This is a genomic window from Arthrobacter sp. zg-Y844 (assembly GCF_024385465.1).
GTDB lineage: Bacteria > Actinomycetota > Actinomycetes > Actinomycetales > Micrococcaceae > Arthrobacter_B.
This window is the reverse complement of the sequence record NZ_JANFLS010000001.1, coordinates 537,688-564,084: the sequence shown is the minus strand read 5'-3', so window position 1 is coordinate 564,084 and position 26,397 is coordinate 537,688. Positions and strand designations below refer to the sequence as shown.

24 protein-coding genes are annotated in these 26,397 nt (G+C 65.2%); 11 read left to right on the top strand and 13 right to left on the bottom strand.

Features of this window, described 5'->3' with window-relative positions:
• The first annotated feature begins 52 nt into the window (after positions 1 to 52).
• From NNX35_RS02635 to NNX35_RS02620, 4 genes are all read left to right on the top strand, one after another.
• Complete coding sequence (locus NNX35_RS02635; RefSeq protein WP_255867302.1) at positions 53 to 1,156, top strand: alpha-ketoacid dehydrogenase subunit beta; 1,104 nt, start codon at positions 53 to 55, stop codon at positions 1,154 to 1,156.
• Positions 1,153 to 2,793, top strand: coding sequence for a dihydrolipoamide acetyltransferase family protein (locus tag NNX35_RS02630; protein ID WP_255866898.1), 1,641 nt, complete (start codon positions 1,153 to 1,155; stop codon positions 2,791 to 2,793). The genes NNX35_RS02635 and NNX35_RS02630 overlap by 4 nt, the downstream gene beginning before the upstream one ends.
• 62 nt (positions 2,794 to 2,855) lie before the next feature.
• Positions 2,856 to 3,716, top strand: coding sequence for an MBL fold metallo-hydrolase (locus tag NNX35_RS02625; protein WP_255866896.1), 861 nt, complete (start codon positions 2,856 to 2,858; stop codon positions 3,714 to 3,716).
• A 41-nt stretch (positions 3,717 to 3,757) separates the two neighbouring features.
• A complete protein-coding gene (locus tag NNX35_RS02620) occupies positions 3,758 to 4,990 on the top strand; it encodes an MFS transporter (RefSeq protein WP_255866895.1) in 1,233 nt (410 codons plus the stop codon).
• On the opposite strand, the gene NNX35_RS02615 is transcribed toward NNX35_RS02620, so the two are convergent.
• A complete protein-coding gene (locus NNX35_RS02615) occupies positions 4,987 to 5,922 on the bottom strand; it encodes a phosphatase PAP2 family protein (protein ID WP_255866894.1) in 936 nt (311 codons plus the stop codon). The genes NNX35_RS02620 and NNX35_RS02615 overlap by 4 nt on opposite strands.
• An 86-nt stretch (positions 5,923 to 6,008) precedes the next feature.
• Between NNX35_RS02615 and NNX35_RS02610 the strand changes: the two genes are divergently transcribed.
• A complete protein-coding gene (locus tag NNX35_RS02610) occupies positions 6,009 to 7,010 on the top strand; it encodes an o-succinylbenzoate synthase (RefSeq protein WP_255866893.1) in 1,002 nt (333 codons plus the stop codon).
• Between the two features lie 31 nt (positions 7,011 to 7,041).
• On the opposite strand, the gene NNX35_RS02605 is transcribed toward NNX35_RS02610, so the two are convergent.
• Together NNX35_RS02605 and NNX35_RS02600 are read right to left on the bottom strand one after the other, a co-directional pair.
• Complete coding sequence (locus NNX35_RS02605; RefSeq protein WP_255764979.1) at positions 7,042 to 8,670, bottom strand: DASS family sodium-coupled anion symporter; 1,629 nt, start codon at positions 8,668 to 8,670, stop codon at positions 7,042 to 7,044.
• A 109-nt stretch (positions 8,671 to 8,779) separates the two neighbouring features.
• Positions 8,780 to 9,868 (bottom strand): tartrate dehydrogenase, encoded by a 1,089-nt coding sequence (locus tag NNX35_RS02600; protein ID WP_255866892.1) that lies wholly within the window; start codon positions 9,866 to 9,868, stop codon positions 8,780 to 8,782.
• Positions 9,869 to 10,200: 332 nt separating this feature from the next.
• Between NNX35_RS02600 and menD the strand changes: the two genes are divergently transcribed.
• Positions 10,201 to 11,865, top strand: coding sequence for a 2-succinyl-5-enolpyruvyl-6-hydroxy-3-cyclohexene-1-carboxylic-acid synthase (gene menD / locus NNX35_RS02595; RefSeq protein ID WP_255866891.1), 1,665 nt, complete (start codon positions 10,201 to 10,203; stop codon positions 11,863 to 11,865).
• A gap of 46 nt (positions 11,866 to 11,911) precedes the next feature.
• Here menD and NNX35_RS02590 read toward each other — a convergent pair whose 3' ends face one another.
• The gene (locus NNX35_RS02590; protein WP_255866890.1) at positions 11,912 to 12,532 is read right to left on the bottom strand and encodes a DUF3237 domain-containing protein; all 621 of its coding nucleotides are present in this window, start codon (positions 12,530 to 12,532) and stop codon (positions 11,912 to 11,914) included.
• A 141-nt stretch (positions 12,533 to 12,673) separates the two neighbouring features.
• Here NNX35_RS02590 and NNX35_RS02585 point away from each other — a divergent pair, with 141 nt between their 5' ends.
• Positions 12,674 to 13,975 (top strand): MFS transporter, encoded by a 1,302-nt coding sequence (locus NNX35_RS02585; RefSeq protein ID WP_255866889.1) that lies wholly within the window; start codon positions 12,674 to 12,676, stop codon positions 13,973 to 13,975.
• Between the two features lie 24 nt (positions 13,976 to 13,999).
• Positions 14,000 to 14,911 carry a LysR substrate-binding domain-containing protein gene (locus NNX35_RS02580; RefSeq protein ID WP_255862594.1) on the top strand — a complete coding sequence of 304 codons (912 nt, stop codon included), beginning with the start codon at positions 14,000 to 14,002 and terminating at the stop codon, positions 14,909 to 14,911.
• A 70-nt stretch (positions 14,912 to 14,981) separates the two neighbouring features.
• On the opposite strand, the gene NNX35_RS02575 is transcribed toward NNX35_RS02580, so the two are convergent.
• The 5 genes from NNX35_RS02575 to NNX35_RS02555 all read right to left on the bottom strand — a co-directional run bounded on the left by NNX35_RS02575 (position 14,982) and on the right by NNX35_RS02555 (position 19,870).
• Positions 14,982 to 15,731 carry an amino acid ABC transporter ATP-binding protein gene (locus tag NNX35_RS02575; protein WP_255764974.1) on the bottom strand — a complete coding sequence of 250 codons (750 nt, stop codon included), beginning with the start codon at positions 15,729 to 15,731 and terminating at the stop codon, positions 14,982 to 14,984.
• Between the two features lie 5 nt (positions 15,732 to 15,736).
• Positions 15,737 to 16,522, bottom strand: a complete 786-nt coding sequence (locus NNX35_RS02570) for an amino acid ABC transporter permease (protein ID WP_255866888.1) — start codon at positions 16,520 to 16,522, stop codon at positions 15,737 to 15,739.
• A gap of 74 nt (positions 16,523 to 16,596) precedes the next feature.
• Entirely contained in the window at positions 16,597 to 17,385 is a 789-nt protein-coding gene (locus tag NNX35_RS02565) for a basic amino acid ABC transporter substrate-binding protein (RefSeq protein WP_255866887.1), read from the bottom strand.
• A gap of 169 nt (positions 17,386 to 17,554) precedes the next feature.
• Entirely contained in the window at positions 17,555 to 18,334 is a 780-nt protein-coding gene (locus NNX35_RS02560; RefSeq protein WP_255764972.1) for a basic amino acid ABC transporter substrate-binding protein, read from the bottom strand.
• A 186-nt stretch (positions 18,335 to 18,520) separates the two neighbouring features.
• Positions 18,521 to 19,870 carry an isochorismate synthase MenF gene (locus NNX35_RS02555; RefSeq protein WP_255866886.1) on the bottom strand — a complete coding sequence of 450 codons (1,350 nt, stop codon included), beginning with the start codon at positions 19,868 to 19,870 and terminating at the stop codon, positions 18,521 to 18,523.
• Between the two features lie 119 nt (positions 19,871 to 19,989).
• Between NNX35_RS02555 and NNX35_RS02550 the strand changes: the two genes are divergently transcribed.
• The 3 genes from NNX35_RS02550 to NNX35_RS02540 are packed head-to-tail and all read left to right on the top strand — an operon-like array spanning position 19,990 to position 23,130.
• Positions 19,990 to 20,700 (top strand): demethylmenaquinone methyltransferase, encoded by a 711-nt coding sequence (locus NNX35_RS02550; protein ID WP_227918937.1) that lies wholly within the window; start codon positions 19,990 to 19,992, stop codon positions 20,698 to 20,700.
• Complete coding sequence (locus NNX35_RS02545; protein ID WP_255866885.1) at positions 20,697 to 22,025, top strand: geranylgeranyl reductase family protein; 1,329 nt, start codon at positions 20,697 to 20,699, stop codon at positions 22,023 to 22,025. The genes NNX35_RS02550 and NNX35_RS02545 overlap by 4 nt, the downstream gene beginning before the upstream one ends.
• Positions 22,026 to 22,074: 49 nt before the next feature.
• The gene (locus NNX35_RS02540; protein ID WP_255866884.1) at positions 22,075 to 23,130 is read left to right on the top strand and encodes a polyprenyl synthetase family protein; all 1,056 of its coding nucleotides are present in this window, start codon (positions 22,075 to 22,077) and stop codon (positions 23,128 to 23,130) included.
• A gap of 68 nt (positions 23,131 to 23,198) precedes the next feature.
• Here the strand turns inward: NNX35_RS02540 and NNX35_RS02535 are convergent, their stop codons facing one another.
• The 4 genes from NNX35_RS02535 to NNX35_RS02520 form a co-directional block, all read right to left on the bottom strand.
• Positions 23,199 to 23,687 carry an HIT family protein gene (locus NNX35_RS02535; protein ID WP_255764968.1) on the bottom strand — a complete coding sequence of 163 codons (489 nt, stop codon included), beginning with the start codon at positions 23,685 to 23,687 and terminating at the stop codon, positions 23,199 to 23,201.
• Between the two features lie 7 nt (positions 23,688 to 23,694).
• Positions 23,695 to 24,123, bottom strand: a complete 429-nt coding sequence (locus NNX35_RS02530; RefSeq protein WP_255862598.1) for a hypothetical protein — start codon at positions 24,121 to 24,123, stop codon at positions 23,695 to 23,697.
• A 125-nt stretch (positions 24,124 to 24,248) separates the two neighbouring features.
• Entirely contained in the window at positions 24,249 to 24,878 is a 630-nt protein-coding gene (locus NNX35_RS02525) for a putative glycolipid-binding domain-containing protein (protein ID WP_255866883.1), read from the bottom strand.
• Between the two features lie 9 nt (positions 24,879 to 24,887).
• Complete coding sequence (locus NNX35_RS02520) at positions 24,888 to 26,297, bottom strand: PucR family transcriptional regulator (RefSeq protein ID WP_255866882.1); 1,410 nt, start codon at positions 26,295 to 26,297, stop codon at positions 24,888 to 24,890.
• Between the last annotated feature and the right edge of the window lie 100 nt (positions 26,298 to 26,397).

The following is a 26,397-nucleotide window of genomic DNA, read 5'->3' as shown; positions in this document are numbered from 1 at the left end:
AGGCAGCACCATGGCAGCAACTCCAACGGTCACTGAGCCCCGGACGGGGGAGATGGCCGAGGCCGGGGCAGAGTCCGGTCCGGAAATCCTGACCTTCGCCAAGGCGCTCAACACCGCGCTCGCCGACGAGATGGCGGCCGATCCGACGGTGGTGGTTTTCGGAGAGGACGTGGGTCCGCTCGGCGGGGTCTTCCGGATCACCGACGGGCTGACTGCTCGGTTCGGAACCGGCCGCTGCTTCGACACTCCGCTGGCCGAATCCGGGATCATGGGCATGGCCGTGGGCATGGCGATGAACGGTCTGCGTCCGGTGGTGGAGATGCAGTTTGACGCCTTCGCCTATCCTGCGTTCGAGCAGGTGGTCAGCCACGTGGCGAAGATGTCCAACCGCACCAAGGGAAAGGTGAAGCTTCCGCTGGTGATCCGCATTCCGTATGCGGGCGGAATCGGCGGGGTGGAACACCACTGTGATTCCTCCGAGGCCTACTACGCGCACACCCCGGGCCTGACCGTCGTCGCGCCGGCAACCGTAGCGGACGCCTACACGCTGCTGCGCGACGCGATCCGGCTGAATGATCCGGTCGTTTTCCTGGAACCGAAGAAGCTCTACTGGAGCAAGGAACCAGTGGACCTGGCCGTCCTGCGCCGCGCCGCCGATGAAGCGCTGCGCACAAGCCAACAGGTTTCGGGCGGGATCGGCACCGCTGCCGTGGCACGCACCGGAACGGATGCAACGTTGGTGGCTTACGGGCCGTCAGTGTCGACGGCGCTGGCTGCAGCGGCAGCCGCCGAAGCAGAGGGCCGGTCCCTGGAAGTCATCGACCTGCGCTCGATTGTTCCGTACGACGACGCCACCGTGGACGCGTCCGTCCGGCGCACCGGACGGGCATTGGTGATTGCCGAAGCACCGGGGTTTGCGTCTGTCGCTTCGGAAATCGCGGCCCGCATCTCCGAACGCTGCTTCCATTCCCTCGCCGCACCGGTGCTGCGGGTGACCGGCTTCGATGTGCCGTATCCGGCGCCGAAGCTGGAACACTGGTTCCTGCCCGGAGTGGACCGCATCCTGGACGCCGTGGATGAACTGCAGTGGGAGGAGCCGGAGGCTCCCGGTGCCGGCACCGGCACCCGAAGTTCTGCTTCGGAGGATCCCCGATGAGCGTGCGTACCTTCCTGCTGCCGGACCTGGGTGAGGGCCTGACCGAGGCGGAGCTCGTCCACTGGCTCGTGGCTGTGGGGGACACGGTGGTGGTGGATCAGCCTGTTGCCGAAGTGGAAACGGCAAAGTCCCTGGTGGAAGTTCCGTCCCCCTTTGCGGGCCGCGTGGCGCAGTTGCACGGCCAGGCCGGCGAGAGTGTCGACGTCGGGCGTCCGTTGATCTCCGTGGACACTGCGGCTGCGGCAACGGTGGGGGCCGGTCTCGCCGCCGGAATGACAGCGACGGGAACCGGGGAAACGATGGCACCTGCGGCGGCCGTTGGACCGGCGGAAGCGGCCGAAGCAGTAGCGGCTGCGGCATCGGCCGGCGAGACTGCGGCAGGGGAGGCCTACCGGGAGGAAGAGAAGGCAGGGTCCGGGAATGTCCTCATCGGCTACGGAACCCCGGCCAACGGGCAGTCCCCGCGGCGCACCCGTGCGCCGCGGCGGCGGACGGTCGCGGCTGTCGGCCAGGTTGCCGGCCCCTTTGCGGGCGCGGTTGCCGGTCAGGTCGCCGGCCAAGTTGCCGGCGAAGTTGCCGGCACCTCGGCTCGAACGGAAGCTCCGCGTTGTGTATCCCCTCTGGTCCGCCGCCTGGCCCGTGACGCCGGATTGACGCTGGCGGATGTAGCCGGCAGCGGTCCCGACGGGCTGATCCTGCGCCGCGATGTCGAAGCCGCCACGGCGCCCGCTGGGGTGGAAGGAACCGCTGGAGAAGCGGCTGCCCGAGGTAATGCCGACGGCACCCGGTCCGGGACCGGCCGGGAAGTTGATTCTGCCCGGAATGCCGGAGCCACTGGCGAATCCGGGGCCGCAACGGATCCGAGGACGCGGCTCACCGTCACCTCGCGCACTCCGGTGCGCGGCCTGCGGCGCACTGTCGCCGCAAACCTGAGCCGCAGCCGCAGCCTGATCCCCGAGGCGACCGTGTGGGTGGACGTGGATGCCACGGCCCTGATGGACCTGCGCACGGACCTTTCCGGGCAGGGGAAGGACGCACCGTCGCTGCTGGCTTTCCTGGCCCGCTTCACGCTGGCCGGACTCACCCGGTTCCCGGAACTCAACACCCGGTTTGTGCCTGCGGAGGAGAGAGTCGGTGCGGGCCCGGGCGAGGACACACGGGATAACGCGGACGAGGCCAAGGACGGCCAACAGGCCGTGATTGAGGCCTTCGACGGCGTGAACCTGGGCATCGCAGTGCAGGCTGAGCGCGGGTTGATGGTCCCCTCGGTTCGGCGGGCGGACACCCTGTCCACTCGGGAACTGGACGCGGAGATCCGCCGTCTCACCTCTGCTGCCCAGGCCGGCCGGGCAACCCCCGCCGAACTTTCCTCAGGCACATTCACGCTCAACAACTACGGTGTCTACGGGGTGGACGGCAGTGCTGCCATCATCAATTACCCCGAGTCGGCCATCCTTGGAGTGGGACGCATCATCGAAAAACCGTGGGTGGTTTCCGGCCAGCTCGCGGTCCGGAAGGTCACCCAGCTGACCCTGGTGTTCGATCACCGCGTCTGCGACGGCGCGACCGCCGGAGGCTTCCTGCGCTACGTTGCCGACGCCGTCGAAAACCCGGGCCGCGTGCTGGCGGACCTGTAATACGTGCCGCAGACAGCCACCCGCGATAGGTTGGAAACCGGCCGGCGAAAAGGAAAGCTGACATGACAGAGACACCGCAGCAGCACATCCCCACCCAGCACAGCTGGAAGGAGGTTGCACCCCGGGTATGGGTGCGCGCCAATGCTGCCTTTGCCGTCAATACCGGGCTGGTGATCGGGGACGATCGGGCGCTGCTGATCGATACCGGAGCAGGACCCGGCATGGCGCAGGAAATTTACGATTCCGCCCGGATGCTGACCGACCTGCCGCTCACAGCCGTCAACACGCACGCCCACTTTGACCATTACTTCGGCAACGCCCTGATGCTCGCCAACGGCGTCGAGGATATCTGGGGTACCGCCGGATGCGCTGCGAGTATCCGTGAAAACGGGATCAGCCACCGTCCGCAGGTCGCCGACGTCGAACCCGAGATGGCTGCGGCCATGGGCGAAAACACGGAAATCGTCGAACCGACGAAGCTGGTGGAGGACGCACCGGTGGACCTGGACCTGGGCGGCATCTCCGTGACCCTCTTCCACCTCGGACGCGGCCACACGGACCACGACCTGCTGGTGGGAGCCGGGGACGTGCTCTTCACCGGCGATCTCGTCGAACAGGGCGCCGATCCGGCCTTCGAGGATTCCTTCCCCAAGGACTGGATCCGCACGCTGGGGAAAATTTCGGCACTCGAGGACCTGTACACGGTTTTCGTTCCGGGGCACGGCAAGCCCGTCACGGTGGATTTCGTGACCACTCAAATGAACAAGATGCGCACGGCCGTCGCCGTCACCCGCAGCGCCATGGACCAGGCCTCGGTGGACATGACGAAGGCAATTCCCATCCTGCCGTACGGGCCGGACCAGTCCCGGGCATTGCTCACCCGCCTGCGGACCCTTGCCCGGTGGAAGTGGCTCAAGCAGTAACCAGACCCGGACCGGAACCGGTTTGGCGATAGTCTGGGGCCGTGCCAGCGGATGATTTCAGCCTTCGGAAAATAGCTGTCCCGGCCTACGGGCCTACCCTGCTTTACGGGTTGGCGACCGGAGCCATCCTGCCGGTCATTGCGCTCAGTGCCCGCGATCTGGGCGCCACTGTTGCCCTGGCGGCGCTGGTGATCACCCTTACCGGCGTCGGTTCACTCCTGACAAACGTGCCTGCCACGATTGTGACCACGCGGTTCGGGGAGAAATGGGCGCTTGTCGCTGCTTCGGCCTGGTGCGCGCTGGCGATGGTCCTTGCCGCGGCAGTCCCGGTGCTGGCGGTTTTCGCCCTGGCCGTGTTTATGGTCGGTATGGCGGGGTCGGTCTTCGGGCTGGCCCGGCAGAGTTACCTGACGGAAGCCGTACCGGTGAACTTCCGGGCACGGGCCCTGTCCACACTTGGCGGGGTGAACCGGATCGGCGTCTTCATCGGCCCTTTCGCAGCTGCCGGTGCAATCCACTTCTTCGGCACCACCGGGGCGTACTGGGTGGGTGCCGCGGCTGCCGTCGGCGCCGGGATCCTCAGCCTCCAGGTACCGGATCTTGTGGTCCGTTCCGGTAGGAGCGGATCGGGGATGGTGTCCAAGGCCGACGCCGGCCCCGCGCCCACCGTGCGGTCCATCCTGCGAAGCCATGCCCGGATTTTCCGGACCATCGGTATCGGGGTGCTGCTGATCGCTGCCGTCCGTGCGACACGGCAGGCAGTGATTCCGCTCTGGGGCCAGCACATCGGCCTGGACCCCACCGCCACGGCGCTGATCTACGGGCTATCCGGAGCCATCGACATGCTGATCTTCTATCCCGCGGGCAAAGCCATGGACACCTGGGGGCGGCGTTCGGTGGCGGTGCCCTGCATGCTGATCATGGGGCTGGGCCTCGGGCTGCTGCCGCTGGCTTCCGAAGCAACCGGACTGCTGCTGGCTGCGCTGCTGATCGGGTTCGGCAACGGCATCGGCTCCGGGATCGTTATGACCCTTGGTGCGGACTTCTCGCCTTCACCCGGACGTCCGCAGTTCCTGGGCATCTGGCGGCTGCTGGCCGATTTGGGGACCATGGGCGGCCCCGGCATCCTCTCCGGTGTGACTGCCCTCGTGTCGCTCTCGGCAGGGATCGGGGCCACCGCTGTCCTGGGACTGCTGGGCGCCGTCGTGCTCTGGATCTGGGTTCCCGGGCGGAAGGCCGCAGGCAATCCGCTGACCGCCGGGCAGGCCCGCTAGCGGCGATTGCCCCGGGAACCGCCCACTACCCGTGCGGGGTCTCCGGCCTGCTGGTTGAACAGCCAGCAGGCGAGGGCGCTGACGAGGAAGCCGACACCCACTATCAGGGTCAGGCCCGCCCAGAAGTACAGCGGTGCGGAGGTGCTCACCGCCGTCGGGTTCCAGCGGGCATAGAAGTACAGGCCCAAGCTGGCAGCCGTGGCCAGCACTCCGGGCACGGCGCAGATCACGGCAATCACTTTCGCTGTTCCCTGTGCCGCTCCGTTGGCGGGCCAGCGGTTCCAGTCCGGGTTGGTCCGCATCATCACCAGGCCGCCGACAAGGGTCCAGGCGGCCACCACCAGGAGCGAAGCGACGACGTCGGCCGGCCGGTGCCAGAGGTTGAGGAAGGTGGCCGCGCCCGCGAGCACGGCGTAGCTGCCGCCGAAGAGTGCAACCAGGGGCCGCCAGCGCGGCGAGGCGAGCAGGAAGACCGCCGCGGCTGCAGAGGCAGCCAGCGTGGTGTGGCCGGACGGCAGCGAGTTGAAATCCAGGGTCACCACCCCGCGGTCCGGCCGGTCCAGCACGGTCCGTTTCAGCAGCTGGCTGCTGACATTTGCTGCTCCGAAAGTGCCGAGGGCAATCACCGCCGGTGAAATCCGGTGCCGCAGGATGGATACAAACACCACCACAATCACGGCGATGAAGACGGAGATCAGCGGCAGCTCGTCGAGGAAAGCGATCACCGGCCGTTCGGTGGCAGGTGCAATCAGCTCCGCTTCCTGGAAAGCGGACTCATCGGCGAGCTGGCCGGTGGTGGTGCGGACGAAGAACCAATACGTTGCGGCAACGCCGGCAGCGCAGAGGAGGGCCGCGAACAGAAAGAGCGCCGGATTATGCGCAGCCGGTCGTTCGGCACGGGCGCGCTGTGCCAGCAAGTTGCGAGTATCCATTGCATCCAGATTGCCACATCATCGTGGTCCTTACCTGTTCGACCCGAAGCGGGCAGCCGGTGAGCGTCAAAGCGTAGGCTGGCAGGGTGCCGAACAATCCTGACCTGTCTGCCCTCCTAGCCGGAGCCCGCGTGGTCTCCATTCCCATGCGGGTGAAGTTCCGCGGCATCCTGCACCGCGAGGCCCTGCTGATCGAGGGGCCGGCAGGCTGGGGCGAGTTTGCCCCGTTCCCGGAATACTCCGACGCAGAGGCCTCACCCTGGCTCGCCTCGGCCTTGGAAGCGGCCTGGCAGGGCTATCCCGCAGCGGTGCGGAAGTCCATCCCGGTGAACGGCACGGTCCCCGCCGTGCCGGTGCACCAGGTGGAGGGCGTGCTGGCCCGGTTCGGGAAGGTCCCTGCCGTCAAGGTCAAGGTTGCCGAGACCGGCCAGGCCCCGCAGGAGGACCTCGCCCGGGTGGCCGAGGTCCGCCGGCTGCTGCCCGACGCCGGTATCCGGGTGGACGCCAACGCGGGCTGGGACGTGCCCACCGCCGTCGACACGCTGACCCTGCTGGCCGAGGCCGGGCTGGAATATGCCGAACAACCCGTAGCGGGCATTGACGGCCTTCGTGCCGTCCGGACCGAGCTGCGCCGGCGCGGAGTTCCCGTGCTGATCGCCGCCGATGAAAGCGTGCGGAAGGAAAGCGACCCGCTGAAGGTCGCCCGGGAAGACGCCGCGGACCTGATCGTCATCAAGGCGGCCCCGTTGGGCGGGGTACGCCGGGCCGTCGAGATTGTGGCGCAGGCCGGGCTGCCGGCCGTGGTGAGCTCCGCCATCGACACATCCGTGGGAATCCGTACCGGCGTCGCGCTGGCCGCTGCGCTGCCCGAGCTGCCCTATGCCTGCGGGCTGGGTACCTTGTCGCTCATGGCCGGAGACGTGACCGAAGAATCGCTGGTGCCCGACGGCGGTGCCCTGGCCGTGCGGGACGTGCCGGTGTCCGAGGAGTTGCTCGAACGGTTTGCCGCCCCGCCGGAGCGACGGAAGTGGTGGCTGGACCGGTTGGAGCGGGTGCATGCGCAGTTGGTGACGGCCCGGCAGCGTTAGGATACCGAGCCGCGCATATGTCACGTCGGCGTCAGCCGCCGATGCCGGTGACCCCCACCATGATGGGCACAATGCTGATGATGAGCGCTGCCCCGAGGATGTCGAAAACGAGTCCCGTGCGGATCATCCTCGTGATGGGTATGGTTCCGGACCCGTAGACAATGGCGTTCTGCGGCGTCGATACCGGGAGCATAAAGCCGAACGACGCCGCGAAGCTCGCCGCCAGGGCGGGGATGAACGGGTCCACGTCCATCGCTATGCACAGGGGAATCACGATGGGTACGACGACGGCCGCAGACGCGGTGTTGCTGGTGGTTTCGGAGATAAGGATCGCCAGGATCACCGAGAAAGCGGTGATGGTGATGACGCTGGTGACACCCAGGGTGTCGGAGGCGGTGGTTCCTATGGTTTCGGCCAGGCCCGTTGCCGAGAGCAGGGAACCGAAGATGATGCCGGTACCGAAGAGGATGATGGTTCCCCAGTCGATCTTGGCGGCATCCGCCCAGGTGAGGGTGGCTTCGCGCTTCTTCCAGTCGGTGGGCAGGATGAACAGCAGCGAGGCCCCGAGCACTGCCACGATGCCTTCGTCCAGCCTGTCGTCCAGGAAGATGTACTGCCCGGAGTCCGTGCCGAAGATGAGGCTCGCGAACGCGGGGAGCAGCCACAGGGTGACGGTAAAGCCGAAGGCGATGAGGGTGTTGACCTCCGCCCGCTTCATCTTGCCCTGCTCGGCCTTTTTCTCGCTGATGAACCCGTCAACGCCTTCAATCCTGCGGATCTCGGGCTTGTTGAGCAGGAACATAACGAGCGCGAGCACGATGAACATGGCGAGGCAGAGCGGTGCAGCGGTAGCGGTCCACTGGGCAAACGAGATGCGCACCCCGGTCGCTTCCTCAATCAGGCCCCGGCCGATGAGGTTCGGCGGGGAACCCACGGGCGTGAGTAGGCCGCCGACGCTGGCGCCGTAGGCCAGCATCAGCATCAGTGCGGCACCGACGCGCAGGCGCAGCGGATCGAAGTCGGATTTGACGGTGCCACGGGCCTGCATAAGTTCGCCGATGACCGTCAGGATGCCCAGGGCAGTAGGCAGGAGCATGGCCACCGTCGCGGTGTTCGAGACGAAGGCCGAGAGCAGGCAGGTGATCACGCCGAAGGCGGTGATGATGCGGTAGGTCGATTTTGCCACTCCCGGGATGGACAGGACGGCGAAGGCCAGCCGCTGCGCGATGCCGTGCTTGAGCATGGCCTGGGCCAGTATGAAGGCGCCGATAAACGTGAAGATGGTCGTGGAGCCAAAGGGCTGCAGAACCTCTGCGGCCGGTGCGATCCCGAGGATCACGACGGCGGCAACCCCCATGAGGCCACCCACGGGGATGGGCACCGGTTCACAGATCCACAGGATGATCACCCCGAGCAGGACGGCAGCCAGCAGTTGCTGGGTCGGGTCCATCGCTGTGGGCAGGAGGGCAAAGACGAGTGCAACGGCCGGGGCGAGGAACAACCCCAGCGTCTGGCGTGCCCGCTCAAACTTCTCCTCACGGGGAGAGAGGGACTGTTCGCTCAGGCTTCGGAACGTTTTCCCGCCCAGCAGGGCGGCTTTCACATCGGTGAACCCCGGCGTCTTCGGGGCCGGCATGGACAGCGGCACATTCTGGGACATCTTCGTCCTCCGCATATTGGGTGCATTTTCTCGGTTCGACGGGCCGCGGCCCGTGGTGTGCCGCCGTGGAGCTGAAGCGGCAACATACGACCGTCGAAACCCCTTCGGGTTATCCGGCGGCTACGGCACTGATTTCATCGGCTATGGCCTTTCCCAGCTGTTCGGTGGTTCCGCTGCCGCCGAGATCGGGCGTGAGGGAGACGTCTGACCGGGCCAGCACGTTCTCGAACGCCTGGACCACGGCGGCTGCTGCTGCCTGCTCGCCCAGGTGCTGCAGCATCATGGACGCGCTCCAGATCTGGCCGATGGGATTCGCGATCCCCTGGCCGGCAATGTCCGGAGCGGATCCGTGGACAGGTTCGAAAAGGCTCGGGAAGCGGCGTTCGGGGTTTATGTTGCCGCTGGGCGCGACGCCGATGGTGCCCGTGCATGCCGGGCCCAGGTCCGAGAGGATGTCGCCGAAGAGGTTGCTGGCCACGACCACGTCAAACCTGTCGGGATGCAGCACGAAGTGCGCCGTAAGGATGTCGATGTGGTAGCTGTCGATCCTCACATCTGCGTACTTGCCGGACATTCGAGCTACCCGCTCGTCCCAGTACGGCATGGTCACCGAAATTCCGTTGCTTTTGGTGGCGGAGGTCAGGTGCTTCTTGGGCCGGCTGCGGGCCAGGTCGAATGCGTACTTGAGGATGCGGTCTACACCGGTCCTGGTCATGACCGTTTCCTGGATCACCGTTTCCCTGTCGGTGCCCTCGAACATCCGCCCGCCAATGCTGGAGTACTCGCCCTCGGTGTTCTCGCGGACCACGTAAAAGTCGATGTCCCCGGGCCGGCGTCCGGCCAGCGGACTCCGAACTCCGGCCAGCAGCTTCACCGGGCGGAGGTTGACGTACTGGTCGAAGTGGCGGCGAAACTGGAGGAGGCTTCCCCACAGGGATATATGGTCCGGAACCGTCTCAGGGGAACCGACAGCGCCGAAAAAGATGGCGTCGAAACCCTCAAGCTGCTCAACCCAGTTGTCGGGCAGCATCCTGCCGTGCTTGAGGTAGTAGTCGCCGTTGGCAAAATCGAAGTCGGTGCTTTTCAGGGTGAAGTCAAAAGCCTCAGCTGCGGCAGCCAACGCCCGCATTCCTTCGGGCACCACTTCCTGTCCGATCCCGTCTCCGGCGATGGTTGCGATTCTGTGGGTCTGCGTCATAGCGGACCTTCCGGTCTCGGCGCGCCTGTGCGCCGAACGAGTCTCAAGGTGCTGGTTCCAACAGTGTAGGGACGGCGCGAAGCTACGGTTAGACCTTCCGGGCAAAGCATTATGTCCCGTTCAGAAAGAAGGGATTCGGCTCGGTGTGCAGCTCGGATCGGGAGCCCTTGCCCAGCGACCCTGCACTGCGGCTGCTACGGCCCGGATGTCCCGAACCCTAGGATGGAAGGGTGAACGGAACCCCGAAGTCTCCCAACCCGTCCTCCGCATCCGGACCGTCTGCCTCCTCTGCGGCAGGCACTCCTGACCCAGTGGATGGGTCGCGGACCGGATTGAGCTCCCTGCAGGCAGCCCGCTCCGCCGTCGCCGCCCTGGCTTCCGCAGGAGTGCGCGACGTCGTCCTGGCCCCGGGATCGCGCAGCGCACCGCTGGCCTACGCGCTGGCGGAAGCGGAACTGCAGGACCGGATGCGGGTGCACGTACGGATTGATGAACGGGTTGCCGGCTTTACTGCCCTCGGCCTGGCGCGCGGCGGGCGCCGTCCCGCAGCCGTCGTGACGACGTCGGGCACTGCCGTGGGTGAACTGATGCCTGCCGTGATGGAAGCCCACCATGGCGGCGTTCCGCTGGTGGTCCTCTCCGCGGACAGGCCGGCCGAGCTGCACGGCACCGGTGCCAACCAAACCACCGTGCAGCCGGGCCTCTTTGCCCACTTCCCGGTGACGGCTGCGGATGTGGAGGCCGGCACCGATCCTGCCGAAGCCATTTCCGCCGCCCTGGCCCGCCTCGGCAACGGCATTCCCGTGGGACCGGTGCACGTGAACCTCCAGTTCCGGGATCCGCTGACGCCCGGCGAAACCGACCCCTTGTTCCTTGAATCCGGTTCCATTCCGGAGGCTTTGCCTGCCTCCGCACCGGTTCCGGCGGAGGACCGGGTCCCCGCCGCCGATCCGCCGATTCCCGGCGCTCACCGCACCGTGGTGGTGGCGGGTGACGGCGCCGGGGAGCTCGCTGCGCTCTTTGCCCTGCGTGCCGGGCTGCCGCTGCTGGCGGAACCGTCCTCCAACGCCCGCTTCGGTCCCAACGCCGTGGGTGCGTACCGCCTGCTGCTGCCGGAACTCGGACCGATGATTGAACGCGTTGTGGTGTTCGGCCGCCCCACGCTCTCCCGTCCGGTCGCCGGACTGCTGGCCCGTACCGACGTCGAAAAAGCCCTTTACCTGCCCCGGCCGGTGAACTGGTTTACCGAGGGACGGCGTCCGGAAACCATCATCAGCGACATTCCCGGGCTCTTCGAGTTCGCCGGAACCGGTGCGCCCGGCTGGCTTGAGCAGTGGCGGACGGCCTCGGAAGCGGCCATGAACACGCTGAACAACCTGCTGGAACAGCAGGCCGGACTCACGGGCCTGCAGGTCGCGGACCTGGTGTGGGACGCTGCAGACGCAAATCTGGTACTCGGTTCCTCCAACGTCATCCGGGACATGGACCTGGTTGCCTCTCCGGGCTGGCATCCGCTGGACGTGTACGCGAACCGCGGCCTGGCCGGAATCGATGGGACCATTTCCACGGCCACGGGCATTGCGCTCGCCAACGGCATTCCCACCCGGCTGCTGCTGGGTGACCTCACATTCCTGCACGACGCCGGTGCCCTGCTCCTTGGCGACGGGGAGGATGAGCCGGACCTGCAGATCATCGTGTTGAACGACGCCGGCGGCGGCATTTTCTCCGTCCTCGAACATGGTGCACTGGGGGAGGACCCCCGGTACACGGCCTTGGTGGAACGATTCTTCGGGACACCGCACCGGGCCGATCTGGCCGCACTGTGCCGCGGCTACGGTGTCCGGCACCAAGTGATCCGCTCTGCCGACGAACTCGAAGCCGCCCTGGCCGAACCTGTCTGCGGACGGTCGGTGCTGGAAGTACGCACCGCGCGCCAGACGCTGCGCAGCCTGCATCAGCAGGTGCAGTCGGCTGTGGGGGCAGCGGTGCGGAGCTAGTGCTGCGCGGGTAGGGCCGGAAAACGTCCCTTCGCACATCCTCCACCTAGTCGAGGACCCAGATGCTGATCCGAACCGCCGAGGGAAGCCTCGTACCCGAACCAACGAGGATGCGGGAGGATAGCCAGGCCCATTCGGGTCCGCCCGAGAGCATTCGGGGCGTGCATCGAAAGTAGATGCGTGCGGGATCGACTTCATCGCCGCGCACCAAGGCGGCAATGTCCTCGGCTGATCCAGACCGAACGCCGAAATTGGTGACGTAGATCCGCTCTCCGCTGTCCGTCTCGATCGAATACTTGGCTTCGAGCTCAGTGAGGGTAGCTGAGCGCAGCAGTTGGAAGTCCGCTCCGCCCGGCAGGACCTTGCCGTTGAGCAGCGGGCCCCGGACCGTGCCCCCGAGGATCGGGATAAGGCGTCTGGTGCCTTCGGTGGTGGGCCCGATTTCGAGGGGTTCCCCGATATCGATGACGAAGGTGGCCAGGAAAACCATTCCCGGGGTGCTGGGCGGCTGGGCATCGTGTGATGCTGCAGCCGGGGCCGTGGAGGCTCCCGCTGCCGGGGCCGGGGTTTCTCCCGGAGCTTCTCCCGTCGCCGGGGGGACCGATTCGCCTGTGCCGCGGGAGCTGTCAGCGCCGCTGCTGCCGGTGCCGGATGTCTGCGTCGTCATGGCTTTGACGGTACCTCTGCCGGAGGGCAGCCGGGATGGCTGTATTTCCGACATGGCATGGCGGAAATAACTCGTTGAGGTTTTCAACGGTCACGGCGACACTGTGAGGACATGAGTCCACCCGCTCGATGAGGAGCCGCAATGACGCAGAGTTACGAGACCGCTCCACCCCGCGCCAGGGGGCGGAAAGGCAAGGATCTGCTGGCCGTAAACATCGGCAACGCACTCGAATGGTTCGACTGGAACATCTATGCGATCTTCGCGCCCTTCTTTGCGGCCCAGTTCTTCGTTTCCGAGGACCCGATTTCCAGCCTGCTTTCAACCCTCGCCGTCTTTGCCGTTGGATTCCTCATGCGTCCGGTGGGCGGCTGGGTCTTCGGCCGGATTGCGGACGAGCGGGGCCGGCGATTCAGCCTCACCCTTGCCATCCTGCTTGCGGCGGTGGGAAGCCTCGCGATCGCCGTGGCGCCCACCTTTGAATCGGTGGGAGCATTCGCCGCGGTCATCCTGTTGCTGGCACGAATCCTGCAGGGGCTCTCCCACGGCGGTGAAACCGGATCGGCGTTTACCTATCTTGCGGAAATGGCACCGAAGGAGAAGCGGGGGCTGTGGTCCAGCACCCCGTGGCTGGGAGTGGCAGCCGGCACAATGCTTGCCACAGGCCTCGGCGTGCTGCTGACCGCTCTCTTCACGGCAGACCAGATGGCAGATTTCGGCTGGCGTATTCCCTTCGCCGTCGGGGCCGTGCTTGGCCTTTATGCCATCTACATCCGCCGGACCATGAGTGAATCCGATGTCCACACTGCGGCCAAGGAAGCCGCCGGCGGAGAGCGTCCGACCCTCTCGGCAGTGTTGGCCGAGCTGGGCCGGGAGCGGGCAGCCCTGCTGCGCATTGTCGGACTGACCATCAGCGGCGTCGTCGCCTTCTACACCTGGTTCATTTTTGCGCCGGGCTACGCGGCCCGGGAGTTCGGGATGGATCCGAATGCCTCCCTCGTGGCCGGGCTGCTGGGCCAGTCGGTGTTCCTGCTGGCGGTGCCTGTCATGGGCAGGCTCTCGGACAAGTGGGGCCGCAGGCCGGTGCTGATGGTCTTCGCTGCCGGCTTTGCGCTGATGGCCTTCCCGCTGGAAGGCATGCTCAGCGGCAATCCGCTTGCGCTGTTCGGCACGATGGCGATCGGCTCCGTGCTGCTGGCGGCCAACTGCGCACCGCTCGGGGCAGTGTTCTCCGAGCTGGTGCCCACCCGGCTGCGCGCCACCATTATCGGGATCGGCTATGCCACCTCCGGGGCTATCTTCGGCGGGACCGCGCCCTACCTGAACACGTGGTTGTCGAGTCAGAGCATTCATTGGATTTTCGTCGCCTATATGGTTGTCTTGTGCCTGATCAGCGCGTTGGTCATCATCAAGATGCCCGAGACCAAGGGCACCGAGCTCCGGTAGCCGGATCGAGCGGGGAGGCGGGCAATGCCGAAGTTCACCCTCCGCCAGCTCGAGTATTTCCGGGCCGTTGCTTTGAACGGCAGCATCAGTGCGGCAGCCGAAGCGGAGCGGGTTTCGCGCTCTTCGGTTGCAGCGGCCCTTGATGACCTCGAATCGGCCCTGGGCAGCGCCCTCTGTATCCGGACCAAGGCCCAGGGGATCGATCTGACTGCCAACGGGCGGATCATCCTGGCCAGCGTTGAAACGATTTTGGACGACGTAGCGGAACTCCAGCAGCTCGGCAGCGGGACCGAGCTAAGTGGAACGCTGACAATCGGCTGCTTCCCGTCCCTTGCCCCCACCATGATTCCGCTCCTGTGGCAGGACTTTGCCCGCGATCACCCCAAAGTGAAGCTGGACGTAGTCACAGGCAGCCGTTCGGAATTGGTGGAGAAGCTGGCCCGCGGGGAGGTGGACCTGGTGCTGGCCTACAACCTGCATGAGTTCGATTCCGTGGAGTCCGCGGCGCTTTATGACACCTGCATGCACGCGATCCTCGCGCCGGAGCATCCGCTGGCCTCCCAGCCGAGCGTCTCTGCAGCTGACCTGGCAGAGGAACCGCTGCTATTGATGGACGTGCCGCCGTCTGCCGACGATATTCTGGGCTATTTCTCGTCGTTGGGCCTGTCTCCGCGGATCGGGTTGCGCAGCCAGCAATTCGAATTCATCCGCTCATTGGTAGCCCGTGGTGCAGGGTATTCGCTGTTCATCCAGCGTCCCCGCACATCCACCAGCTATGAAGGCCTGCCGGTTGTGGCCCTGCGGGTTGTGCCGGCGCCGCCGCTGGAGCGTGCGGGAATCGGATGGTCAAGCCGTCGGCGGCTTTCCCGCCGGTCCAGGGCTTTCATTGACCTGGTCCGGGCCCGCGCGGCTGATCTTGCGCCGGAGCCCGTATAGGAGCGGTGATTCCACGAAAACAGCCCTTCCGGACAAAGCCGGAAGGGCTGTTTTTTTGGGAGGAACCGGGTTAGAGAACCTTGGAGAGGAACGCCCGGGTGCGCTCGTGCTGCGGGTTGCCCAGGACGTCTTCGGGACGGCCCTGCTCCACGACGACACCGCCATCCATGAAGACAACGCGGTCGCCCACTTCGCGGGCGAATCCCATCTCGTGGGTCACCACCATCATGGTCATGCCTTCCTCGGCAAGCTGGCGCATCACGGCGAGCACGTCACCAACGAGTTCCGGGTCCAAGGCGCTGGTCGGCTCGTCGAACAGCATCATGTCCGGATCCATGGACAGTGCGCGGGCAATGGCCACACGCTGCTGCTGGCCGCCGGAGAGCTGTGCGGGGAAGGCCGTTGCACGGTCCTCCAGGCCCACCTTGGCGAGGTTCTTCAGCGCCACCTTGGTGGCTTCCTCCTGGCCGCGCTTCTTCGCCCGGCGCTGCGCCAGGGTCAGGTTGCGCAGCACGTTCAGGTGAGGGAAGAGATTGAACTGCTGGAAGACCATGCCGATCCGGGTGCGTACCTTGTCCAGGTCCGTGTCGGGATGGGTAATGTCAACGCCCTCCACCAGGACGGTGCCGCTGGTGGGCTCCTCCAGGCGGTTGACGCAGCGCAGCAGAGTGGACTTGCCGGAACCGGACGGACCGATCACGCAGACCACTTCGCCCTGGTCTACATGGAAGTCGATGCCTTTCAGCACCTCGTTGCTTCCGAAGGACTTGTGAAGGTTGCGGACCTCGATGGCAGGGGCGTTGGTGTTCGGGACGCTCATGGCTGCTACCTGCCTCTCTGGTTGTGTCGTTCAAGCTTTGCCACCAGCTGGGTCAGCGGCAGCGTAATGATCAGGTACATCAGGGCAGCGAGCACCAGGGGTGTGGCGTTTGCGGTCTGGGACACGGAGTCACGCGCAAACGTGGTCAGCTCGCGGTCCTGCAGTGCCATACCGGCAATGAACAGCAGCGAAGTGTCCTTGATCAGGATGACCAGTTCGTTGGTCAGCGGCGGCGTGATGATCCGGAAGGCCTGGGGCAGGGTCACGGAAATCATGGTCCAGGTCGGACCCATGCCCAGCGAACGGGCAGCCTCGGCCTGACCGGAGGGCACTGCCTGGATTCCGGCACGGATGGTTTCGGCGATGTAGGCGCCGGAAACGATGATCAGGGCCAGGAGCCCTGCGCCTGCGCTGCCTCCCGGCGGACGCCAGTCAAAGGCGATCGGCACGGCGAAGGCGAACCCGAAGATCACCAGCAGTGCGGGGAGTCCGCGGAAAAGTTCGATGTAGGCCGTGGCGGCCCAGCGGTACGGCGCTACCGGGGAAAGCTTCATCAGCGCCAGCAGCAGGCCCAGGAGGAGCCCGCCGGCGAAAGCAATAACGGTATAGACAATCGTGTTCTTGACCGCCACCGTGATGATGGTGGGGAAGGCCTCACGGGCCACCTCGGCGTCGAAGAAGTTCTCGCCGATGGCTTCCCAATCGGCAGCCAGCACTACGGCTACGAGTGCGATGACGAAAACGGCGTACAGGACGCCCCGGAACAGGCGTCTGCGGGTGGAGGGTTTCAAAGTGGGGAGCCTTCCAAGGAAGAAAAGGGGTCGTCCCGGGCACCCGGGCCCGGGACGACTCAGTGGTCTAGGCGTTATTCGGTGAAGTACTTGTCGTAGATTTCCTGGTACTTGCCGTTGTCCCGCAGCTTGGCGAGCTGCTCATTGACGGCGGAGATGAGTTCGGTGTTGTCCTTCTTCATGGCGAAGCCGTAGGACTCATCCGTCTCATACTCTTCGGCGATGGTGAATTCACCATCCTCCGTGTGTCCAATGTTCACCGGCAGGTCCTGGAGCACAGCATCGACGTTACCGGACTGGATGGCAGGGAAGAGTTCGGCATCGCTCGGGAAAGCCACGATTTCCGCTCCGGGAGCATTCTCGCGGGCGTAGGACTCACCGGTGGTGTTTCCCTGGACGCCGAGCTTCTTGCCCTCCAGGTCCTCGATGCTCTTGATATCCGAGTCGACGGGGACCAGCAGCGACTGCAGCGAGTCATAGTACGGATCGGCGAAGCCCATGGCCTCTTGACGTTCCGGGGTGATGGTGATTGCGCTGGCCTCAAGGTCACACTGTCCCGCCGCGAGCACGGTGCCGCTGGCAATTCCCTCGAACCCGGCGTCCTGGACTGCGAGTTCAAGGTCAAGGCCGGTCGCGATCTCCTTGACCAGGTCCATGTCGAAACCGGTGTATTCGCCGTTCTCTTCATACTCGAACGGAACGTACGGGATGTCCGAGCAGACTGTCAGCGTGCCTTCGGATACCAGGTTGTATCCGTTGGCAGCGTCGTCGGAGGCTCCGGCGTCGTCACCACCGCAGGCGGTCAGCGAAAGGGCGCCGATAGCCAAAAAGGCGAAGGCGGCGGTGCGGGCTTTGTACGGCATTGGTTAACAACCTTACGTCGGACGGTGTGAGCAGTCTCACCCGTAGCTGGGTATTGGGATGCAGTCTAGAGCGTACGTAGTCCATATTTCGGTAACGTGTCCGCCACTGTCGGCAGCAAAACAGAAGCCCCGTGGCGTGCCGTACTGCGGCACCCGGTTCCCTGGGCTGCTACTTCGTGAAGAACCGGTCGTGGAGCTCCTGGTACTTGCCATTCTCCCGTAGATCAGCAAGCTGTTCATTCACCTTCGAAACCAGTTCCTCGCTGCCTTCCTTCTTCATGGCGAAGCCATAGGACTCACCCGTCTCGAAGCTCGCTGAGATCCGGAACTTGCCGTCCTCGGTGTGGTCCTGGTTCACCGCGTGGTCCTGGAGGACCGCATCAATGTTTCCGGCCTGCAGTCCCTGGAACAGCTCCGCATCGGTCTGGAAGGACATAATCTCTGCGTCGGCGGCGTTTTCCCGTGCGTAGCTCTCACCGGTGGTGCCCTGCTGGACCCCTACCTTCTTGCCCTTGAGGTCTGCCAGGGAAGCAACCGAGGAATCGGCAGGAACCAGGAGGGTCTGAGGCGAGTCATAGTACGGGTCCGAAAATGCCAGTTTCTCGGCCCGCTCATCGGTGATGGACATGGCCGCGGCAATCACATCGCACTGGCGGGCGGCCAGTACGGTTCCGCTCTGCAGGCCGTCGAATCCAACGTTCTGCACCTCATGCTCCAGGCCCATGCCCTTGGCAATTTCGCGGGTGAGCTCGATATCGAAGCCGGTGAACTCACCGTCCACCACGTATTCGAACGGCTTGAAAGGAACGTTGGAGCACACCGTGAGGGTGCCCTCGTTGACGGTCGTGAGACCGGACTCCGCGGAGTCGTCTCCTCCGCCGCAGGCGGTCAGGGACAACGCTCCGATAGCAAGGAAGGCGGCAAGAGTGGTGCGGGCTTTGTGCGGCATTGCGATTCAGAACCTTAGGTCGGCAGGAACAGAAGAGGCCGCAGGCGGAAACCAAACCGTCTCCAGAGCGGCATAGGGCGGAACGGCCACGACGGCACGATCCGAGTTTCTATTCTACCCACTGTAAATTTATGCAACGAACCAAACGGTTATGCAGCCGGTCTCCGACGGAGGGGGCGAGGGGCCTCAGGAGCCGGCGGGAGAGGATGCGAAATCGGGGTTGCGCACCGGAACGGCGCGGGGCCGGTCCAGGCCCAGGGCCTCAAGCATTGGACGGAACTTGCTCCAGGTTTCCTCTAGTTCCGCGGCAGGATTGGAGCCAGCCACAATTCCACAGCCTGCATAAAGGCGCACTTCCGTGCGGCTCTCGATCACAGCGCCGCGCAGGGCGATACCCCATTCACCGTTTCCGGCAGCGTCCATCCAGCCGACGGGTCCGGAGTAGGGGCCGCGGTCCATGTGTTCAAGCTCACTGATAAGTTCGCCGGCCACGCTGGTGGGGAAGCCGCAGACAGCGGCAGTGGGATGCAGTGCTTCGACCAGGGTCAGGGGCGTGGGAATCAGTCCGCCCGCATCCCGCGCGAGCTCGGCAGTGACGTCGGAGGCCAGATGCCAGACGTTGGGCAGTTCGAGGACAAACGGCTCCGTATGGGAAGTCATCGACGAGGTAAAAGGTTCAAGGGACCGGGTGAGGGAATCGATGGCAATTTGATGCTCGTGCTGCTGCTTGGCGGACCCGGCCAGCACCCGCTTGGCGTAGTGGGGATCGTCGGCAGGAGCAGTAGCGCGGTCCAGTGTTCCGGCCAGCACGCGTGCCTCGGCGGTGCCGTTTTCGACCTTGATCAGCATCTCGGGCGTGGACCCGATCAAGCCGTCCACCGAATACGTCCAGCAGTCGCGGTAGCGCACGGCCAGTTCACGCAGTACCTGTGAAGCCACGAGGGGGCTGCCCAACTCCACGGCAATGTCGCGGGCCAGGACAATCTTGCTCAAATCGCCGGCTGCTACATGGGCCACCGACCGCGCCACGGCATTTTTCCACTCGGACTCGCTCAGCATTCCCGGCAGGACCCGGTCGGCGGGATCACTTTCCCGGTAGAGCGGAAGATCGTCCAGATAGCGGGCCAGGGCGGCCTTCGCTGTCTCCGCGTTTAGTTCCACTTCGGGATCCGCGGTTGTGTACGTCACCCAGCCGGCGCCGTCGCGCAGTCCGACGACGATTTCCGGAACCACCAGGCGGGATTCAAAGGGGGAGCGTTTGGAAAAAGCGAAGGAGCCAAAGGCGACGATGCCGGTGCCGGGAGTGTTAAGAGGGTTCTCGACGTCGGCTTCCGCAAGGAGGGACCGCCACCATTCCTGTGCGCGGGCAAAGCGCTCGGGGCCGCTGGAAGTGAAGCGGGCCGCTTCGCCAAAGCCGACCAGTCCCTCCTGGCGCCGAATCCAGCACAGTTGCTCGTCAAGAACCAGATACTCCAGGAGACCGATGGCGGCGGAAAGCTCACCGACGGGCACTGTCACAGAACGCAGGGTGGTCATAGTGGTTCCAGACTACTCCGCCGTAGGTACCTGCCCGATATCGGGGTCGGTGGCTGAGAGCAACACGACAGCGCAGCGGCCGGTTCGGCGGCCCTCCCATTGTTTGAGACAATGACAGAGTGAACCGCGCATCGTTGGAAAAACGCCCGGATGAAGTTGCTGCCATGTTTGATGACGTGGCACCTAAATACGACGTCGTAAACGACGTGCTGTCCCTGGGGCAGACGCGCCGCTGGCGCCGCATTGTGGTGGACGCCGTCGGAGCCGTGCCCGGACAGCGGGTCCTGGACCTGGCCGCCGGCACCGGCACCTCAAGTGAGCCCTACGCGGACGCGGGAATCGACGTCGTTGCCTGCGACTTCTCGCTCGGGATGCTCAAGGTCGGCAAGCGCCGGCGCCCGGATATCGACTTCGTTGCCGGTGATGCCACCAACCTGCCGTTCGAAGACAACTCCTTCGACGCCTCCACCATCTCCTTCGGCCTCCGCAACGTCAACGAGCCGAAAAAGGCCCTGGCGGAAATGCTCCGGGTCACCAAGCCCGGCGGCCGCCTTGTCATTGCGGAATTCTCTTCGCCGGTCATTCCGGTGTGGCGCACCATGTACACCGAATACCTGATGCGTGCCCTTCCTTCGATCGCCCGCAAGGTCGCCTCCAATCCCGATGCCTACGTCTACCTCGCCGAATCCATCCGGGCCTGGCCGAACCAGGACGGCCTGGCCGCCTGGATTGCGGAAACCGGCTGGCAGGATGTTGCCTACCGCAACCTGACCGGCGGCATCGTGGCTGTGCACCGCGCCGTCAAGCCCGGAGGGCATCCGGCCAAGTGAAGGTCCTTATCGTCGGTGCCGGCCCGGCCGGCTCCACAGCCGCGTACTACCTCGCCTCTGCAGGGGTGGATGTCACCGTTCTCGAAAAGACCGCTTTCCCGCGGGAAAAGGTCTGCGGCGACGGACTGACCCCCCGCGCCGTGCGCGAAATCCAGTTCCTGGGCCTGCCGCACGAAGAAGCCGAAGGGTGGCGCCGGAATAAGGGGCTACGCCTGATTGCCGGCGGCCGGACACTGGAACTGCCGTGGCCTGCGCTCTCGGATTTCCCCGATTACGGCCTGATCCGCACCCGTCTCGGTTTCGACGAGGCCCTTGCCCGCCACGCGCAGGCTGCCGGAGCGAAGATCCTTGAGCGGCACACAGTGGTCTCTGCCATCCGCGGCGACGACGGACGCGTGGAAGGTGCAGTCGCCAACATCCTGGATGAAAACGGGAGGCGCACAGGCGAACGGCGGGAGTTCTTCGCCGACGTCGTCCTGGCTGCCGACGGAAACTCGAGCCGGACCGCCCTGAGCGTGGGCATCGAAAAACGCGACGACCGTCCCATGGGCGTGGCCGTGCGCACCTACTTCGAGAGCCCGCGCACCAATGACGACTGGATGGAAGGCTGGCTGGAGCTTCCGGATGCCTCCGGCAATCCGCTGCCCGGCTACGGCTGGGTCTTCGGAGTGGGAGACGGAACCTCCAACGTCGGCCTGGGCATCCTGAACTCCTCCAAGGAATTCGGAAAGCTGGACTACCGCAAGGTCCTGCGCGACTGGACCGCCGGCATGCCCGCAGAATGGGGCTTCACCCCGGAAAACCAAGTGGGCGAGATCCGCGGGGCAGCCCTGCCCATGGGCTTCAACCGCACGCCGCACTACTCGCCGGGGCTGCTGCTGCTCGGCGATGCCGGCGGCATGGTCAGCCCGTTCAACGGTGAAGGCATTTCCTACGCGATGGAATCGGCCCGGTTTGCGGCCGAACACATCATCGAAGGCTCCGGGGCCGCACTGGCGCCGGGCCTGCTCACATCACGGGCCGCGTTCGACGTCGAACTGCGCGCCTATGCCGGTCACGTGCGGGATGAATGGGGCAGCCACTTCACGCTCGGCCGCATTTTCGCCGCCATGATCGGCCGCCCCTCAGTCATGAAACTGGCACTGCGCACAGGAATGCCGATTCCCGTGCTTATGCGTTTCGTGGTGCGTATGCTCGCTAACCTGACGGACAGCAGTTCCAAGGGCATAGAGGATAGAGTGATTGCCTTACTGGAAATGCTGGTTCCGCCGGCAAGCAACCAAGGAACGCCGATAACTCCCCGGCAGCCCGCGCAGCACCCGTGACTTCTATGCCTGTTGTCCACCCGTTCCGACAAATAGTGAGTCTTGAACAGTGACTGAATCCACCAACACCAGCCCGGAAACCGTGCCGGCCACTTCCGCACTGCCGCCGGGCTTCGCCCTGCTGGCTGAGGACCCGAGGCTTGGCCCGTCAATGACCGCATCCCTGGAGCAGGTGGAACTGCGGCTGCGCGAAGCTGTAGCCAACTCCGATCCCTTCGCCGACGTCACCTCCCGGCACCTTGTGGAGGCCGGCGGCAAGCGGATCCGCCCGCTCCTGACCCTTCTGGCTTCCCATCTTGGTGCCGAGGATGCGCCGGAAAAGGTTATCCAGTCGGCCGTGGTCGTCGAGCTGACGCATCTTGCCACGCTCTACCACGACGACGTGATGGACGAGGCACCGTACCGGCGCGGAGCCCCGACTGCGCATGAACTCTGGGGCAACTCGGTTGCCGTGCTCACCGGCGACCTCATCTTCGCGCGGGCTTCCAGCCTGGTCTCCGCCCTGGGCGGCCCGGCGCTGGCTATCCAGGCACACACGTTCGAGCGGCTGTGCCTGGGCCAGCTGCATGAAACCGTCGGCCCTGCCGAAGGCCAGGATCCGCTCGAACACTACTTATCCGTCATCGCGGACAAGACCGGATCCCTGATTGCCGCCTCCGGCCAGTTCGGTGCATTGTTCTCCGGTGCGGGCCAGGAAACCATCGACATCATGGTTGAGTACGGCGAGAAGGTGGGCATCGCCTTCCAACTGGCCGACGACGTCATTGACGTTACGGGCAAGCAGGCGAAGTCCGGGAAGACGCCGGGCACCGACCTGCGCGAAGGCGTTCCCACCTTGCCCGTGCTGCTGCTCCGACGTGCCGCAGCAGGCGGGGATGCCGATGCCGCAGCCGTGCTCGAATTGGTGGAAAAGGACTTGAGCTCGGACGAGGCGCTGGCCGAAGCCGTAGCTGCCCTGCGCAGCAGCCCGGTCACCGAACAGTCCTGGGAAGTTGCACGCAGCTGGTCCGAAGACGCCGTAGCTGCCCTCGCACCGCTGCCCGACTCCGTCGTGAAGGAAGCCCTGGCCGCTTTTGCGCGAGCCGTGGTCAACCGCGAGGTCTAGGTTCTGCTGCCGGGCCGGCTGATTCCCGAAATTCCTCGCACGGCTGCAGTTTCCTGCTGGAACTGCGGCTACAGGACCGCGCGCAGCTCGGCGGCCTTGCGGGCCCGGACAGCCGGCGGCACGATGGGCCGCTTGGGTGTGAAGTAGAGCCCGTCGTCCGTCCATCGGGGGAGCACATGCTGGTGGTAGTGCCAGACGTGCTGGCTCCCTGCGGGCTCGTTGTGCTGCCTAGTCGTGACACCATCGGGGTGCCAGGCCTTCTTGATGGCCACCGCCATATCCCGGGTCACGAGCATGATCCGTGCCGCGACGTCGTCGGGCAGCTCATAGAGCAGTTCGTAGTGCCGGCGCGGGGTGACGAGGACGTGGCCCGGCTCAGGATCAAACCCGTGTGAAGCGATGAACGCAAGCACCAGCTCATCGGAGTAGATCAGGTCCCCGGGCTCACAGAGGTTTCCGGGATACCGGAATTCGCCCGAGGCCATGTCGCAGAACGGGCACTCATAGCCGTCCGGCGCGTGGCTTTTCCAAGCTGTTTCGGGGAAAACGTCCTTCATCGACGACTCAGTCCTCGTCTTCATCCTCTTCGAAGACCCACTCGAACATGTCCAGGACATACTCGCTCAGGGTGCCTTCTTCGCTCTGCCAGTCACCGCGCGCGTTGTTGCGGCGCCACACGATGGGGTCGGGAACGTCCAGCTGGTCGGCACGGATGCCCCAGACGAACTTCTCGTCCTCATCTTCGAGGAAGAGCAGGTAACCGTCTTCGATCTCCAGCTCGTCCGGATCCCAGAAGAAGTGGAAGGCCTCCATCAGGTCTTCGCATCCGCCGAGGGCGAGGTAGAACTCACGCAGTACCAGCGGGATGTTGAAATCGTGGGCAGCCAGCATCGCATCGAGCTCCCCTTCGGGGATGCCGTCCTCTTCCCTCCAGTTGTCCTCAAGGTACTTGGGGACCAAGGCGCGGAACCGATCCAGGAAAATTTCACTCATGTGGTCTCCAAGCGTGCGTTGAGTGGATGTATTCCAATCCTAGCCGGGACACGGAGCAGGTCCGGACGTGGGGAACCTTTGCGGAGCCTGGGAGCTTAGGAGGCGTGGGCCTTGGGCCTTGGACCCTAGGGCAGGCGTGTGGCCAGTCCGGGATAGTCGATGACCATGCCGTCGGCGTCCACGGTGAGTTCGGCGGTGAACCCGCGGTTGGCCGAGCTGTAGAGGACGACGGCGTGGCCCGGGTCAGGGGAGTAGGCCCGCACCTGTGAATACACCTGTTTGCCGGGCAGGACCCGCAGGCTGGGCATTTCCACCCAGGCCATTGTCAGCTGTGTCTCATCCGGGGGAGCGGAATCGTTCAGCAGGTCGAGCCGCAGGATCGGCATGGTGTTAGTCAGCGGGCACAGCCCGAGGTCACAGTCCTGGGCTTCGTCGAGGCTGCGCGGGTCGGCGATCCCGGGGGAGGGCAGGTCCGTGAGTCCGGACGTGGTTGTCTCCGCGCTCCATCTGCCCTCGGTGCTGCGTTCGAGCTCCAGGCTCCGGGACCAGCCCTTTCCCGTCACCTCTACCGTCAGCCGCCGGGTGACCCACCCCGGGATGGTGGAGAGTGTCCAGGATGCCCGGTATTCGGCGGTGACAGAGGTGCCGGCTGCGGCTAGTTCCCGGTCCCGGAAGGAGACCACTACCGTGTCCGTACGCTCCGGATCGTCCTGTCCCTGCCAGCGGACGGTCCGGGCCTGCGCGGTTGTAGTCATCCCTACAGGTTAACTGCCCAAGCGGCGGACGTTCAGCGCAAGGTACAGGTGTACCCGGTCTGCGGTCACCGCCGGGTCGTATCCGGTCAGCTCGGCAATCTGTGCCAAGCGGTAGCGGACAGTGTTGCGGTGCAGGCCCAGATCCGCGGCGACGGCGGCCACGGATCCGTTCAGGAGCAGGTAGGTGTCCAGGGTGGGAATCAGTTGCGCGCCGTGCCTGCTGTCGAAGGCGACCAGAGGGTCCAGGGCTTCGGCTGCCAGATCCGATAGCGGAACATCGCGGCTGGCCATCAGCAGGGACGTGAGGTTCAAACGGTCGGGTTCGTTCACAGCTGCACCGTTGCGGAGTGCCTCCCGTGCCTCGTAGTAACTCCAGCGCAGCCCTGCTGTTTCGGTGTACGAGCCGCCGATCCCCACCTTTGCCGTCAACCCTGCTCCAAAGAGATACGCACTCAACTCAGCGGCCAGCCCGTTCGCGTCCGCAGCGGGAACCACCAAAGCCAGCCGGTTTTCATGAAGGGCAGTGGGCGCGCCGTTGAACCCCGTCGGCAGCGGGAGAGCAGGCAGGGTGCGGATCTGGCCGGACGCTACTTCCACCAGAAGCACGGCTTGCCGCAGGTCCGGGTCGATACCCGCAGCCTGCAGCCTCACAGCAGCGTCCTGGCCTGCGAGCCGGCCATCCACCACGTCTCCCAGGAGCTGGCCGGTGACGGCCCTGCTGCTGGCCCGCCTGGCGGCCTGGTTGTTCAGCTCTACGCCGATCAGGCTCTGCGCGTAGGCAATGATGTCCGGTTGTACAGACGGTTCGGCAATCGCCAAGGTGCAGCGGTCCCGCATTCCGGTGGGGACGGGGATCCGCCGCCAGGAAGGATCGGGGTCGGAGGTCGCGAAGACCGGTGCGCCGTATTGGAAGAGGGCAACGTCGGCCTCCACCAGTCGGGAGAGTTGTGCCAGCAGCCGTGGCAGTCCCTTGCCGCTGAGCAGCGCCTCTGCCAGCACCTGATGGCCGGAAAGCAATTGGTGCAGCTGTGCGACGTGCTGGGCAGAGAGAGAATCCGCAACCAGCTTTCCCAGAGCCATGAACGGTGTGCCGTAGGGGACCTCGAATACGGGCATGCCGAGTCGGTCCGCCTCGGCGAGCAGGGGAGCCGGCACCGAAGCGTGGCTGAGGCCGGTGCCGAAACCGATTCCCAGCGCTCCGGCCCGCTCCACGCTTTGCACAAAGCGTTGCTGGGCCGCGCTGCTGCCGTGCCGCAGACCCGTAGTCAGAACCACCTCTCCGCCGCCGAGGAACGGAGAGGGATCCTCCAGTTCGGTCACAGCAACCCACTGAATAGGCCGTGGAGACAGGGGCGCAGACCCGTGGCGCGTCAGTTCCAGCCCGCCCGCCGCCAGCAGGTCCGAGAGTGTGATCGACATTGCACCACTATAGACCGCGGACTTTTATGCGATCGCACTGCATCTGCCTCAAATGGCTGTGCAGGCGGCCGTATGTGTGACCTGCGCTTCACAGTAGGTT